Raw genomic sequence first — 13464 nt, forward strand, 5'->3', positions numbered from 1 at the left:
ATCGATGGCGGGTCCGCGTGCGTTAGACGTGGAGATCGCGCGGTTGACGATGCGGTCTTTCGTGCGGACCCGTCGGGCGGGCAGGAGCCGGGCCAGGACATGACGGCCGATGACGCCGCATCGTGCCGGTCCGCGGATGGTGTACCGGCTCGGCGGGAAGATCGCTGGGTATAGTGCAGGCGTTTCGGGGGGCCGACGGCGGGGAGTCTGTCGACTTCACCCGCCACCTCGCGTTCGCGAACATCCAGGACGCTGCGGGAGCCCCGATGACCACACCACTCAGGAGGCCGTCCCATGGAACCCGTCACGCTGATCACCGGTGGCTCGACCGGAATCGGCGCCGCCACCGCCCGCGTCCTGCTCAAGCAGGGCCACCACGTGGCCGTCACCGGACGCGACGCGGACAAGCTGGCCGCCTTCGCCGCTTCGGCCGGAGCGGGCGAGCGGCTGCTGACGATCACTGGCGACACCAGCGACGAGCACGACGTCGCCTCCGCCGTGCGCCGCGTGGTGGACGTGTGGGGCCGACTGGACAACGTCATCGCCAACGCCGGCTTCTCACTGCCCGGCAACCTGGAGAGCCACGCCCCAGAGGACATGCGCGCCATGGTCCTCACCAACGTCCTGGGTCCGGCCCTGCTGGTGCGGGAGACCCTGCCGCATCTCAGGGAGTCCAAGGGCCGGCTCGTGATCATCGGTTCGGTCGCCGGGGTGCGCAACACGCCTGGCAACCTGTACTCGGTCACCAAGTGGGCCGCGCACGCACTCGCCGAGAACACCCGGCTGCTGGTCGGCAAGGATGGAGTCGGCGTGACCGTCGTCGCCCCCGGGGTGGTGGACACCCCGTTCTGGAACGAGCGCGGCGGCACTCCCGACGCCTCGCCGACGATGACCCCCGAGCAGATCGCGAACACGATCGCCTTCGCCATCAACCAGCCCGCGGGCGTGGACATCAACCACATCACCGTGCGGCCGACTGGCCAGCTCGGCTGACGCCGCGCTCCCAACGACCTTACGAAAAAGCCGCCTTCGGCCCCCGCCGCGTACCAGGCGGCGCAGGCCGAAGGCGTGCCGGGAGCGACCGTCCGCCGGCCTGGATCCAACGCCGTTCAGTCATGCGGGGGAGCTGCTGGTCGAGCCGGGTCGGTCAAGCCGGTGAACAAGGCGGCGGAGCTGCGGCAGAAGAGGTCTGTCACTCCAAGACATCCTCACCACAGGAGCTCCGCTGTTGGAACAGGCACGTTATTGCGAATATCCGGTAACGATGGCCAGCTGGGTGGCCAGGAACGCGGCTGAAAGTGAGGCGGTGCGAGGCGTGTGCGGCGCGGCCATGGGGCTCTACAGTGATCACGGCGGTCGCTCGAACGGCCCATCCACCATGAGGGGGAACTGACTTGGCTGTCCCATGGGACCTTCTGATATCCACCGCCGGTGGCGTCGCCGCCACCGTCGTGGGCGTCATCGCAGGCGGGATCGTCGGGCGACGCGGCCAGAATCGCCAGTGGCTGCAAGGGACACAGACTGCCGCCTACGAGAGGTTCCTGCAGGCGTTCGGCGCTGTGGAAGCCGAGCTCCGCGAAGCGTTCCTTGAGGAGCGCCGGCCTGCCCCACTTATTTGGGGCCCGTTCAACGCCGGAGTGCAGTCGTTGAGCCTGGTCGCAACTCGTGAGGCCGCCGACGCGGCAATCGAGCTCTGCGAGGTCGTGGAGGATTTCACCATCCTGTTCCACGGTCGCCAGACCACCGACCTTGAGAAGCTTCGGCCGATTCACAGCGCGCTGGAGGAGGCACACCTGAAGTTCGTCAACGCGGCTCGACGCTCGCTCGACCCGTCGCAAGAGCACTTCGTCCGAACGCTGGGTGGCCCACCACCGTGGCGCGGCGTCGTATCCTTCCACGCCCAAGGAGCCATTCCCGACAGGGGCGAATAGCAGCGCACCCGTCGGCATCACGAGCCACCCAGGGTGCTCTGTACTGAGGTTGGCGCTGGTCCACCAGTGAGAGCGGTGAGCGGGATGAACGCCTTCTGTGTGCCGAGCTGGGCCGGCGTCGGGCCAGCGGGGGTGGGAACGTCGGTCAGGCGATCGAGAAGCGCCTCTACGGCCTCGCGGTCGCCTTCGAGGGCTTCGCGTTCATCTGCGGTGAGATCGAGCTGTTCGAGCATCTGCTGGATGCCGTCCTTTACGTTCAGAAGCTGGCCCCGGGTGGAATCCTTGGGCAGGTAGAACGGGCAGCGGGCGCAGGCGAGACGGTGGGGGCACTTGGCGAAGAAGTCGTAGCTGCAGTAGCCCTCGCCCAGGTCGTAGTACTTCCAAGGCTGGCCGCCGCCTGTCGCGGCGCCGGTCAGGATGGCGTCGCGGTCGATGAGGACCTGGATGGTGCGGACGTTGCGGGCGAAGTATTCGGCCTTGCGGTAGGCGGCGGTCAGGGTGCGCTGCAGGATGGCGGCGTAGTGCCGGGTGCTGGCGGCGTGTTTGTGTCCGAGCCATTGCTGCAGGTCGGCCAGGGACAGCGACTCGCGGGCGTTGAGGAGCTGGGTGGCAATGGTGGCGCGGGCCCGGTGGCTGGTCAGGGCTCCGCGTGAGTCGGATTCGGGGATGCCGGCCTTGCCGCACAGGATCGGGATGAGTTTCTCGTTCAGGTATGCCTTGCCGACGAGTTGGGCCCGGTAGCAGAACAGGTGCTGGCGTAGGCGGCCGGTCTTGCGGTCGGCGATGTCGGGCTGGGACGGGCGCACGGCCTGCCATGCCTCGATGAGCTCGCCGACCAGCGGGTCCACCGGTTTGCTGAACGCGCCGGAGGTCTTGTTCTGCGGTATCCGCAGTAGGCAGATCCGGAACTTCTCGCCGGTGGTGTCGTCGGTTCCTTCGTCCCAGTCGACGCAGTCCCGTTCCAGGCGGCGGATCTCGTCGACGCGCAGGCCCCCGAACAGCCACACGCCGACCAGGGCGCGGACCATCTCGATCGGGTAGTAGTTGCGGTGCCACCCGGACGCCTTGGCCGCCGGGGTGCCGTAGGCCAGCAGGTCGTCGGAGGTGAGAGTGAGTCCGGCGGCCATGAGCTTGGCCCAGGAGGCGTCGTCGATGATGCGGGGGTTGGGGCCCATCCCGGCGCGGATGGACAGGGGCAGGCTGAGCACCCGGCGGGGGTCGAACCGCGCGGTGATCCACTCCCACTCGATCAGGTCCGCGAAGAACCCCCGGACGCTGCCGATGCGCTGAGTCTTCCCGACCGCCGACAGCTCCTGGCCCCAGCGGGACTTGTTGCGGTTGTGCCCGGCCCATTGGCCGATCACCGCGTGCAGGGTGTCGGCGACGTACTCGGCCGCGATGTCGCGTGTCCACAGGTCCGGGGTCAGGGCCTGCGGGTGCTTCTCGGCCGCCCACCGGCCGGCGATCAGGATCACCGAGAACATCGAGCGGATCGTGGCGGGCTCGTGTGTGGACAGCTTGCGCCAGCGCATCGGTGCAGCTTGGCTGCCAACTCCCGTCCGCTGAGGTGGATGTAGCGCATGGTGGTGGACAGATCGCGGTGTCCGGCGTAGAGGGCGATCTGGTCGATCGTCCATCCGGCGCGGGCGAGGTCGGTGAGCCGCAGATGGCGGAAGGTGTGGGTCGACATGCAGGGCACGCCGGCCTGCTCAGCGAGTCCTTCGACGATCTTCGACCAGCTCGAAAGTCCGAGTCCGGCACCGTAGTTGCGCCGCGAGACGCTTCGAAGTAGCGGCCCGTCGATGCGGCCGAACAGCGCCCGGCGCTCGCTCAGGTAGGTGGCGAACAGCTGGGAGGTGGCGTCCCCGTAGGCGACCTCCCGGGATCGCTTGGACTTGGTCGTGACCGCCCGCAGGTGGATCAGCCGGTAGGCGGGTTCGAAGCCGCCGACATCGAGCCGCACCAGCTCCTCGCGGCGAAGCGCGCCGTCGTAGGCCAGGGCGACCATCAGCCGGTTGCGGAGCGACAGCGCGCCCGCGGCGTCCAGGACGGCCTGCCAGCCGGTCTCGTTCGGTATCCACGGTGCCTGCTCGACCCGGCGCACCAGGCCCTGCTTGGGTCGGCGTCCGCGCCTGCCGGACTGGCCACGGCGTACCGGGTTGCGCTCGCGCAGTCCATCCTCGACCAGGTAGTCGTAGAAAGAGCGGACGGCCACGACCCGTTGCTGGATAGTCGCGTTGGCCAGACCGGCGCCCGAGTCCAGGTGGACGACTTTCGCGGCACGCGGGTTCGGCCGCTCCAGCATGTCGCCGATCCAGGCCGCCACCACGTCCGCGCGGATCGTCAACGGGTCCGCACCAACCAGCGCGCAGAACCTCAGGTGATCCTCCACAGCCCGCCCGTAGGCGTCGATGGTGTTGTCAGCCCGACCGATGTTCGCCGTGAACTGCAGCCACCGCCGGGCCTGTTCATGCTCCGCCAGCAGCGGGAACCTGTCCCACATCACAAGAACCACGACCCAGAACCGTAGCCAGATCAGATTCCACATAAGGCTGCCATATCAAGGACTCTTGGGGTAGCGGCCGGGGTGTTCGCGCCGGGTCATATCGGTGAGCTGACGCGGATCGTGCCGTTCGAGATGGTCGAGAGGTGCGGGCGCAGACCGGTGCGGTGCAGCGCAGGGTCCGGCTGGTGTCGGCGCGGGTCAGGTGTACCTGCTGCTGGCCGCGGCGCTCTTCACCCGGGTTGGGCTACCGGCAGGTGTTCGACCGGCTGTGCGCGGGGCTGACGGGCCTGGCGCTGGTCCATCCCAGCGGCAGTGCTCTTCGCCAGACCCGTCAGCGGCTCGGGCCGGCACCGCACCGGCGCCGACCTGCTGGTGCGCTGCAAGTCCGGCCGGAACCTGCCACTGGTGGCCCGTCACCGCGACGGCTCGGCAGTGGCCCGGCTTGGAGCACTGACCGTTCGCGTCATCGACGCCGAGATCAGCATCCGCACCGCCGCCGGCGCCCGCACCGGCCACTACCGGCTGCTGACCACCCTCACCGACCCCGGCGCCCACCTGGTCGCCGAACTGGTCCGGCTCTACCACGAGCGCTGGTAGATCGAGACGGCCTACGCGGAGTTGAAGTCCACGATCCTGGGCGGACATGTCCTGCGGGCCGGCACCCCGCAGGACATCGGGCAGGAGGTCTGGGCGTTGCTGACCGTCTACCAGGCACTGCGGACCCCGATGACCGACGCCACCGCCAGCGTCCCGGGCACCACCCCCGACCGGGCAGGCTTCCTCACCGTCCTCGCCGCAGCCCGGGACCAGCTCGTCCTGGCCGCCGGTGTCATCACCGGCAACGACATCGACCTGGTCGGCGTCATCGGCCGTCATATCCTGGCCCGGCTCCCGCCCGCCCAACGGGTCCGCACGAGAGGCCGCATCGTCAAGCGCGCGATCTCCACGTACGACGCAGGCGGACCCGCCATCGACCGGGCCGCCTACAAAGCCACCATCAGCATCAACATGCTCACGAGAATTCCTTGACGCCTCGTCCACCGCCCTAACTGAACGGCGTTGCCGCTAGGACCCCGTGCTGGGCCCCTGCGCTGGGACCTCGGGGCACCGACCCCGGCCGCCCGCCCACGACAGCCGTGAGGCCTGGTCAGGCGTCGGTGCCCGGCAGGTGGCCGGGAAGGTCGGTGAGCCGCTCGATGCGGCGGACCGTCCCGTCCGCCGTCGGCGACGGTCCACCGGTGACGAAGTCGATGCCGCGGTCCAGCCAGATGCCGGTGAGCCCGGCGAGGGCGGCTGCGTTCACATCGCTCTCCAGCATGTCGCCCACGTTGACCGCCTGCGCGGGGTCCGTCCGCATCCACCGGCAGGCGGTGGCGTAGGCGGCGGGCTTGGCCGCACCGAGCTCGGTCGGGGTCAGCACGGCTTCGAAGTATTCGAGGAGGCCGAACCGGGCGAGCTTGGCGCGCTGCTGCCCGGGGTCCCCGTTGGTGAGAACAGCCAGACGCGGACCCCGGGAAAGCCGCTTCAGGGCCTCCAGACACGGCCGGACATCGGGGTAGCACCGCCAGGACTCCTCGAACCCGGCGAGGTAGCGCTCGGCGATCCAGGCGTCCAGGAGGCCGGGATCCTCGGGCACCGGCTCGCCGAGCGCCGGCAGGAAGGAACGGAGCCTGCGCCGGTGGTGCTCGGCGAAGGAACACCGGCCGGCCAGGTACTCCCGCATGTGGCGCGCCTCCAGCGTCCACCACAACGCCACCAGCTCCTCCGGTGGAGCCGTCGCATCGGGCGCGTCCTGGACGATCCGTCCGATCGTTTCGAAGACCGCGCCTCGGTGGTCGACCAGGGTGCCGTCAAGGTCGAAGAAGATCACATCTGCCATGGGGTGATCCTCTCCTGACGCCTCTTCCCGACACCAGGGTCGGCCCTCGCGAGGCTCCCCCAGGACGGCTGCCCGAGCGCGACGCCGCACCGTTCCCGTCTTCTCCGGCCCGTCGTCGATAATGGCATCATGATCGACAGGCAGCTGCGGGTGGTACTGGCCGAGGACTCCGTGATTCTGCGGGAGGGGATGGTCGAGCTGCTCTCCGCCCGGGGGTGCGAGGTGGTGGCCGCGACCGGGACGGCGCCCGAACTGCTCGCCGCGGTGGCCGCGCACCGGCCCGACGTCGCGGTGGTGGACATCCGGATGCCGCCCACGCACACCGACGAGGGCATCCGCGCGGCCGTCGAACTCCGGGCGACCGCACCCGAGGTGGGCATCCTGGTCTTCTCCCAGCACGTCGAGACCGCCTGGGCGTCGCGGCTGCTGGCGGGCGGTGCCGCGGGGATCGGGTACCTGCTGAAGGAACGGGTGGCCCGGACGTCGGAGTTCGTGGACGCGCTGCACCGGGTCGCGGACGGCGGGACGGCGTTGGACCCGGAGGTCGTGACCCGGCTGATGCAGGGCGGCCGGCGCAGCCGGGTGGACGGGCTGACGCCGCGCGAGCGGGAGGTGCTGGAGCTGATGGCGCAGGGGCACTCCAACCGCTCGATCGCCGCGCGGCTGGTGGTGTCGGAGCGGGCGGTGGAGAAGCATGTCGCCGCCGTGTTCACCAAGTTCGACCTGCCGGCCACGGAGGTGGACAACCGCCGGGTGAAGGCGGTGCTCACCTACCTCTCCGAGACATCCGGTTGACGGACCGTCAGATCCGGCTCGGCAGTTCGGCGGTGACGACGGTGGGCCCGCCGAACGGGCTCTCCAGCCGCAGCACGCCGTCCACCGCGGCGAGCCGCTCGGTCAGCCCGGCCAGGCCGGTCCCGCCGGGCGCGCCCACGCCGGAGGCCGAATCCCCGATCACCGCCCCGCCGCGGCCGTCGTCGCGCACCGTGAGCCGGACGCGGCCGTCGGCGGCCGTCGCCGACAGCTCCGCCGTCCGCGCGCCGCTGTGCTTGGCGAGGTTGGTGAGCAGCTCGGCCGCACAGAAGTAGACGGCCTGTTCGATCGCCGGGTCCGGCCGCTCGCGCAGGTCGACGCGGACGGCGACCGGGACGGGTGAGGTGCCGGCCAGCCCGGGCAGGGCCTCCCCGAGGCCGCCGTCCAGCGCCACCGGGTGGATGCCCCGGGTGAGCCGGCGCAGTCCGGTGATGGTGTCGTCGGTCTGGCCGCGGGCGCGGTCGACCAGGGCGCGCAGGCGGGCGAGGTCCGGGCTCCCGGGGCCGGCGCCGGGGTCGAGTACGTCGTCGGCCAGCGTGAGGGTGATGGCGAGCGCGACCAGCTGGGCCTGGGTGCCGTCGTGCAGGTCGCGTTCCAGGCGGCGCAGCCGGCCGGTGTTGTCGGCGAGGAGCGTGGCCCGGGCGGATTCGAGGGCGCGCACGCGCTGTTGGGCGCGGGCCGGGCCGAGCAGCAGCCGGGCGAGGCTCCGATTGGCCGCGCCGAGTGCACGGTTGGCGGGCGGGCCGGCGGCCAGGACGGCGAGGCCGAGCAGGACGGCGGCCGCGTCCAGCCAGCCGGCGGGCCGCTCACCCGGCTCCAGCAGCCGTACCCAGAGCGGGAACCCGAGCAGCCAGCCGCAGCCGAGCGGCAGGACGACGGCGGCGGCGAAGCCGAGCAGTCCGAGCGGCAGGCGGATCAGCAGGTAGAGCAGCGACCGCCAGGCGACCGGGTCCGCCAGGACGGCGCGGCCGCGGGCGAACGCGCCGTCCTGCCTCGGTGGCGGGGGTGGCGGTTCGACGTGCTCCCCCAGCAGCCGGCCCACCAGTCGGCGGTGGAGCCCGCCGAGGCCGCGCGCGCCGGCCAGCGCGGCGACGACGAACGGGAGGCCGAGGACGGTGAGCGAGAGCAGCGTCCCGGCGTAGAGGACGGCGAGCGCGTAGGCGCCGCCGAGGACGGCGGCCGGCAGGCCCGCGACGGCGAAGAGCAGTTCGCCGCCGCGGACGGCGAAGTACCGCCGCGCCCCGGAGGACGGCCGTACCCCGGAGGGCCGCCTGGCTCCGGAGGGCGGCCGTACCCTGGAGGGCGGCCGTACCCTGGTGGGCGGCTTGGCTCCGATGGGCCGCCGCGACGCGTCACCGGCCCGGTCAGCCACGCTCGCCGCCGGCCAGCTCGGCGGCCGGGCCGGTGATGGCGCGCAGGCCGGTGCCCAGGATGCCGGGTACGGTCAGCGCGGCCGCACCGGCCACGATCCAGCCGCAGGCGGCCACCGGGACGGCCGGCGCGGCGGAGCCGGTGACGGCCGTGCTGAAGGCGGCCGAGGCGACGGCGGCGACCGCCGCGCCCAGCAGCACGCCCACCGCCGTGGTGAGCACCGCCTCGGCGGTGAGCATCCGCAGCAGCTGACGCCGGGTGGCGCCGACCAGCCGGAGCAGCGCGAACTCGCGGCGGCGGTCGGCGGTCAGGGCGACCAGGGTGTTGACGGTGGAGACGGCGGCGAAGCAGACCAGCATGGCCAACTCCGCCTGGCGCAACCAGACGTCGGTCGCGGAGGTCACGGACGTCACGGTGGCGGCGGACCCGGGGAGGGCACGGGCCACCGCTTGCTCGGCGGTGCTTGTCATGATCGACATCGTGCCCGACACCCCGGTCAGGAGCGCAACCGGCACCACGGCGGCCGAGAGCCGGTGCGCGTAGCCGCGCAGGTTGGCGTCGGCCAGCCAGCCCGAACGGGGGGCCGCCCACCGCACCGGCGCACCCAGCACGGTGGCCAGGCCCCGGGCCGCGAGCGGTCCCAGCAGGGCGACGGCAGCCAGCAGCACCAGCGAGGCGAGCATGGCCGCCTGCCCGGCCTTGTCGAGCTGGTCGGCCGGCCGGGTGGCCGCCAGCCGCAGCAGCAGCGCGCCGCCGGTCAGCGCGCCGGCTCCGGCCAGCAGCCGCACGACGCCGGTCCGGCCGTGCTCGGTGGAACCGGCGGTGAGCGCGGCGGCCGGCGGGATCCGGGTGATCCGCCGGGCCGCGACGGCGGTCGCCGCCAGGCCGACCAGCAACGCGGCGGCGAGCGCCACCAGCATCGGCAGCGGTGTGCCCGGGACCCGTACGGCGGGCGCGGCCATCCCGCGCTCCTGAAGGGCGGCGAGGAAGCCGCGCGCGGCGAACGCGCCGGCCGCCCAGCCGGGCCCGGCCGCCAGCAGCGTGGTCGCGACCACCTGGCCGCGCACCAGCCGGCGGACCTGCCGGGGCGTGGCGGCGACGGTCCGCAGCAGTGCCAGCTCCCGGTGCTGCTGGCGCAGCGCGAAGCCGAGCGCGTTGACCACCACGAAGAAGGCCACCAGTACGGCGATCTCGCCGAACGCGCCTGCGATCACCATCAGCCCCGGCCCGGCGGGCGCCTTGCGCGCGGCGGCGGGCGCGGTGACCTCGGCGGCGAACAGCGAGCCGAAGAGGGTCACCGTGGCGACGGCGAGGAAGAGTGCCACGGCCAGCCCGGCGAACGCGGCGGGTCGTCTGCGGAGCTGCCCGAGCACGAGCGCGGGCACCGGACGGCCGGCGGCGCGGAAACCGGAGCCAGGGCCGGATCCCCGGCCGGGGGCGGACTGCGGGCCGGGGGCGGGTCGCAGGTGCGGAGGCGTCATCGTGGTCACCCGCCCAGCCGGCTCAGCCGCTCGGCGACCAGCGCCGCCGTCGGCCGCGCCAGTTCGTCGACCAGCAGCCCGTCGGCGAGCAGCAGGACGCGGTCCGCGTACCCGGCCGCCACCGGATCGTGGGTGACCATCACACAGGTCTGCCCGTCCCGGTCCACACCGGTTCGCAGCAGGGCGAGGATCTCGTGACCGGTGGAGCGGTCGAGCGCGCCGGTGGGTTCGTCGGCGAAGATCACGTCGGGGCGGGTGACCAGGGCGCGGGCGATCGCGACGCGCTGCTGCTGGCCGCCGGAGAGCTCCCCCGGCCGGTGCCGTTCGCGGCCGGCCAGGCCGACCCGGGCGAGCGCCTCCCGGACGGCCGCGCGGTCCGGGCGGGCACCGGCCAGGCGGCCGGGGAGCTCGACGTTCTGTGCGACGGTCATCGCGGGCATCAGGTTGAACGCCTGGAAGACGAACCCCACCCGGCTGCGCCGCAGTTCGGCCAGCCTGCGTTCGGACAGCCGGGACACCTCCGTCGAACCCCAGTGGACGGTGCCGCCGGTGGGGCGGTGCATGCCGGCGAGGCAGTGCAGCAGGGTGGTCTTGCCGGAGCCCGAGGGCCCCATCACGGCGGTGAAGGTCCCGGGTTCGAACGCCACCGACACCCCGCGCAGCGCCTGCACGGCGGCGCCGCCCCGCCCGTACTGCCGGTGCAGGTCGTCCGCACGGGCGGCGGGTTCCGCCATCACTGTCGTTCTCGTCTCAGCCATGACTCCATGCTGGCCGGGCCGGGCGCGACGATCGATCGTGCCCGCCCCCGGATCGGCGGTTCGGTTTTCCGAACCCCTCCCGAGACGTCGCGGGTTGTCCGACGCCCCATCAACCGACGCCTGCCCTGCGTGTACGGTCGGCACCATGGATCCCAGCGGCCGGCCGACTCTCGACGAGATCGAGGAGTGCTTCGTCGCGCTTGTCGAGGGTCGTCTGTCCCGGGACGAGGCCGACCGCTGGGCCGCGCGATGGGTGGCCGACGACGAGCTCGCATGGGACGACCTCTCCTGGTGGGCGCTCGGTCTCCTGCACGGGATCGACCTGCCCGCAGGCCCGAACGCCGCCTACCTGCACGACGACGGCCAGCTGCGCGGCTGGCTCGCCGAACTGAGGAAGCGCCGGACGGTCTGACGCGGCCAGGGCTGCCGTCCCGGCGCCGGTCACGGTCGGGTCGTACGCCTACGGGAAACCGCTGATGCCGGGGCCGACGGGGCTGCCAGGGCTGCGGGGGCCGACGACCACGGCAAATCATCCGCAGAGGCCCCGGGCCCGCCCTCCGAGCCCCACCGTCCGAGACCCACCGCGCGGACCACCGTCCAGGACCCACCGCGCGGACCGCCCCCGGTGAGCGGGGGCGGGCCCTGTGGGACCACCGCGGTGACCGCCTCCGGCGCCGCGCGTCGTCAGTCCGTCGCGCGGGCCCGCTCGGTGATGTTGCGGGCCATGCCACCGAAGACCACGCTGTGGAACGGCGCGACGGACCACCAGTAGGCGTGTCCGGCGAGGCCGTGCGGGTGGAACAGCGCCCGTTGGCGGTAGCAGGCGGCGCCGTCGCCGTCCGGGGTGACCGACAGCTCCAGCCAGGCCAGGCCCGGCAGGCGCATCTCGGCGCGCAGCCGCAGCAGCCGTCCCGGCTCGATCTCCTCGACGCGCCAGAAGTCCAGCGAGTCCCCGACCCGCAGCCGGCCCGGGTCCCGCCGCCCGCGGCGCAGGCCGACGCCGCCGACCAGGCGGTCCAGCCAGCCGCGCAGCGCCCAGGCGAGCGGGAAGGAGTACCAACCGTTGTCGCCCCCGATGCCCTCGACGACCTGCCAGACGGCGCGCGGGGAGGCCTGCACGGAGCGCTCCCGGACGTCCTCGTAGAGGCTGCCGCCCGCCCAGTCGGGGTCGGTGGGCAGCGGGTCGCTGGGTGCGCCGGGCAGGGAGGCCGAGGACCAGCGGGTGGCCACCTCGGCGTCGCGGATCCGGCGCAGGGCGAGTTCCACGGCCCGGTCGAAGCCGATCAGTCCCCCGGGCGGGTCGGGCACCCACCGGGCGATGTCGTGCTCGCCGCACACCACCCGGTACCGCAGCGACTCGACCAGCGGCCGGGCGATGGCGTTCGGCACCGGGGTGACCAGGCCCACCCAGTGGCTGGACAGCCGCGGGGTGAGCACCGGCACCGCGACGATGACGCGACGGCGCAGCCCGGAGGTCCGGGCGTAGCGCTGCATCATGCCCCGGTAGGTGAGGACGTCGGGCCCGCCGAGGTCGAAGACCCGGTTGACCTCGGGCGGCAGCCCGGCGGCGCCGACCAGGTAGCGGAGCACGTCCCGGACGGCGATCGGCTGGATCCTGGTCCCCACCCAGCTCGGGGTGACCATCACCGGCAGTCGCTCGGTGAGGTAGCGCAGCATCTCGAACGACGCGCTGCCGGATCCGATGATCACCGCGGCGCGCAGCTCGGCGGTGGGCACGCCGCTGCGCCGCAGCGTGCGGCCGACCTCGGCGCGCGAGCGCAGGTGGGGCGAGAGCTGCTGCTCGGGCACGTCGCCGGGGATCAACCCGCCCAGGTAGACGATGCGGGACACACCCGCCGCGGCGGCGGCCTCGCCGAAGGCATGGGCGGCCTCGCGGTCGGTCTCCTCGAAGCCGGATCCGGTGCCCAGCGAGTGGACGAGGTAGTAGGCGACGTCCACCCCTTCGAGAGCGGCGGGGAGCGTGTCGGGGCGGGTGACGTCGCCGGTGACGGTCTCGACCTGTGCCCGCCACGGCTGGTCGCGCAGCCGACCGGGGTCGCGGACCAGGCATCGCACCGGGTGACCGGCGGCGAGCAGCTCGGGGACGAGGCGGCCGCCGATGTATCCGGTGGCGCCGGTGACCAGGGAGCGCTGGGGGGTGGGAGGCTGGTCGGTCATGCCCGCTCCTTCGCCCGGTGGTCACAGGCCGGCGGGCGCTGTTCGGTTCCGGGGTGCTCGGTGTGCTCCCAGGATCTCGCGCATCGTCCGGGACCGGCGACCGGGCGGACCGGTGGCCGCCGCGGACCGGTGGCCGGATCCGGACTGGTGGCGCTCGCCGATCGACCGCCTCCGCCGATCCGTCCGGTCCCGGCTACGGACGAGCCGTGTCGGTTCGTCCCGTCCACCCGGTGGGGCCCTCGCCGCGGCCGCGGCCGTGGGGAGGACCGTGATGTCCGCTGTCCGCCCATCGGGTCCGCCGCCCCGCTGCGGGAGGAACGGCCCGGAACAGTCGGTTCCGGGCCGTTCCTCGTCAGTGCCGGGAACGCATGCGGGAGCCTGGGGCGGCTCGGGTGGCCCCGGTGGCCCGGGTCCCGATCACCGCCGCATCACGTCACCTGCACGGTGTCCTGCCCGGGGCTGGTGGTGAGTTGAAGCAGCCGGGTCGACCGGGCCGAGGCAGCAGTCGTGATAGCGCGGACCGGGTGTTCCTGGCGGCAGCTGCCGA

General features: G+C 72.9%; 13 protein-coding genes and 1 pseudogene. 7 read left to right on the forward strand and 7 right to left on the reverse strand.

Annotated features, from left to right (window positions below):
* Positions 1-294: 294 nt before the first annotated feature.
* Together C2142_RS01335 and C2142_RS01340 are read left to right on the forward strand one after the other, a co-directional pair.
* Positions 295-993, forward strand: a complete 699-nt coding sequence (locus C2142_RS01335) for an SDR family oxidoreductase (RefSeq protein WP_148640670.1) — start codon at positions 295-297, stop codon at positions 991-993.
* Positions 994-1394: 401 nt separating this feature from the next.
* The gene (locus C2142_RS01340) at positions 1395-1931 is read left to right on the forward strand and encodes a hypothetical protein (protein ID WP_148640671.1); all 537 of its coding nucleotides are present in this window, start codon (positions 1395-1397) and stop codon (positions 1929-1931) included.
* A gap of 17 nt (positions 1932-1948) precedes the next feature.
* On the opposite strand, the gene C2142_RS01345 is transcribed toward C2142_RS01340, so the two are convergent.
* Positions 1949-3463 (reverse strand): tyrosine-type recombinase/integrase, encoded by a 1515-nt coding sequence (locus C2142_RS01345; protein WP_174315560.1) that lies wholly within the window; start codon positions 3461-3463, stop codon positions 1949-1951.
* Positions 3403-4479 carry a site-specific integrase gene (locus C2142_RS39065; protein WP_241002308.1) on the reverse strand — a complete coding sequence of 359 codons (1077 nt, stop codon included), beginning with the start codon at positions 4477-4479 and terminating at the stop codon, positions 3403-3405. The genes C2142_RS01345 and C2142_RS39065 overlap by 61 nt, the downstream gene beginning before the upstream one ends.
* A gap of 143 nt (positions 4480-4622) precedes the next feature.
* Here C2142_RS39065 and C2142_RS39070 point away from each other — a divergent pair.
* From C2142_RS39070 to C2142_RS39080, 3 genes and pseudogenes are all read left to right on the forward strand, one after another.
* Positions 4623-4736 (forward strand): annotated as a pseudogene (locus tag C2142_RS39070) (hypothetical protein); the annotation flags it as partial.
* A 13-nt stretch (positions 4737-4749) separates the two neighbouring features.
* The gene (locus C2142_RS39075; RefSeq protein ID WP_241002309.1) at positions 4750-5034 is read left to right on the forward strand and encodes a hypothetical protein; all 285 of its coding nucleotides are present in this window, start codon (positions 4750-4752) and stop codon (positions 5032-5034) included.
* 21 nt (positions 5035-5055) lie between these two features.
* Complete coding sequence (locus C2142_RS39080; RefSeq protein WP_241002310.1) at positions 5056-5466, forward strand: hypothetical protein; 411 nt, start codon at positions 5056-5058, stop codon at positions 5464-5466.
* Positions 5467-5584: 118 nt separating this feature from the next.
* Here the strand turns inward: C2142_RS39080 and C2142_RS01355 are convergent, their stop codons facing one another.
* Complete coding sequence (locus C2142_RS01355) at positions 5585-6316, reverse strand: HAD family hydrolase (RefSeq protein ID WP_148640673.1); 732 nt, start codon at positions 6314-6316, stop codon at positions 5585-5587.
* A gap of 129 nt (positions 6317-6445) precedes the next feature.
* Here C2142_RS01355 and C2142_RS01360 point away from each other — a divergent pair, with 129 nt between their 5' ends.
* Positions 6446-7111, forward strand: coding sequence for a response regulator transcription factor (locus C2142_RS01360; RefSeq protein ID WP_148640674.1), 666 nt, complete (start codon positions 6446-6448; stop codon positions 7109-7111).
* A 7-nt stretch (positions 7112-7118) separates the two neighbouring features.
* Here C2142_RS01360 and C2142_RS01365 read toward each other — a convergent pair whose 3' ends face one another.
* From C2142_RS01365 to C2142_RS01375, 3 genes are all read right to left on the reverse strand, one after another.
* Positions 7119-8501: a sensor histidine kinase gene (locus C2142_RS01365; RefSeq protein WP_277347211.1), complete on the reverse strand. Its 1383-nt coding sequence runs from the start codon at positions 8499-8501 to the stop codon at positions 7119-7121.
* The gene (locus C2142_RS01370; RefSeq protein ID WP_148642114.1) at positions 8494-9885 is read right to left on the reverse strand and encodes an FtsX-like permease family protein; all 1392 of its coding nucleotides are present in this window, start codon (positions 9883-9885) and stop codon (positions 8494-8496) included. The genes C2142_RS01365 and C2142_RS01370 overlap by 8 nt, the downstream gene beginning before the upstream one ends.
* A gap of 101 nt (positions 9886-9986) precedes the next feature.
* Positions 9987-10739 carry an ABC transporter ATP-binding protein gene (locus tag C2142_RS01375; protein WP_148640675.1) on the reverse strand — a complete coding sequence of 251 codons (753 nt, stop codon included), beginning with the start codon at positions 10737-10739 and terminating at the stop codon, positions 9987-9989.
* 145 nt (positions 10740-10884) lie between these two features.
* Between C2142_RS01375 and C2142_RS01380 the strand changes: the two genes are divergently transcribed.
* Positions 10885-11151, forward strand: coding sequence for a hypothetical protein (locus C2142_RS01380; RefSeq protein ID WP_148640676.1), 267 nt, complete (start codon positions 10885-10887; stop codon positions 11149-11151).
* Between the two features lie 272 nt (positions 11152-11423).
* On the opposite strand, the gene C2142_RS01385 is transcribed toward C2142_RS01380, so the two are convergent.
* Positions 11424-12917, reverse strand: a complete 1494-nt coding sequence (locus C2142_RS01385) for an SDR family oxidoreductase (RefSeq protein ID WP_148640677.1) — start codon at positions 12915-12917, stop codon at positions 11424-11426.
* Between the last annotated feature and the right edge of the window lie 547 nt (positions 12918-13464).

It is taken from the genome of Streptomyces sp. CB01881 (assembly GCF_002953255.1).
Classification (GTDB): domain Bacteria; phylum Actinomycetota; class Actinomycetes; order Streptomycetales; family Streptomycetaceae; genus Kitasatospora.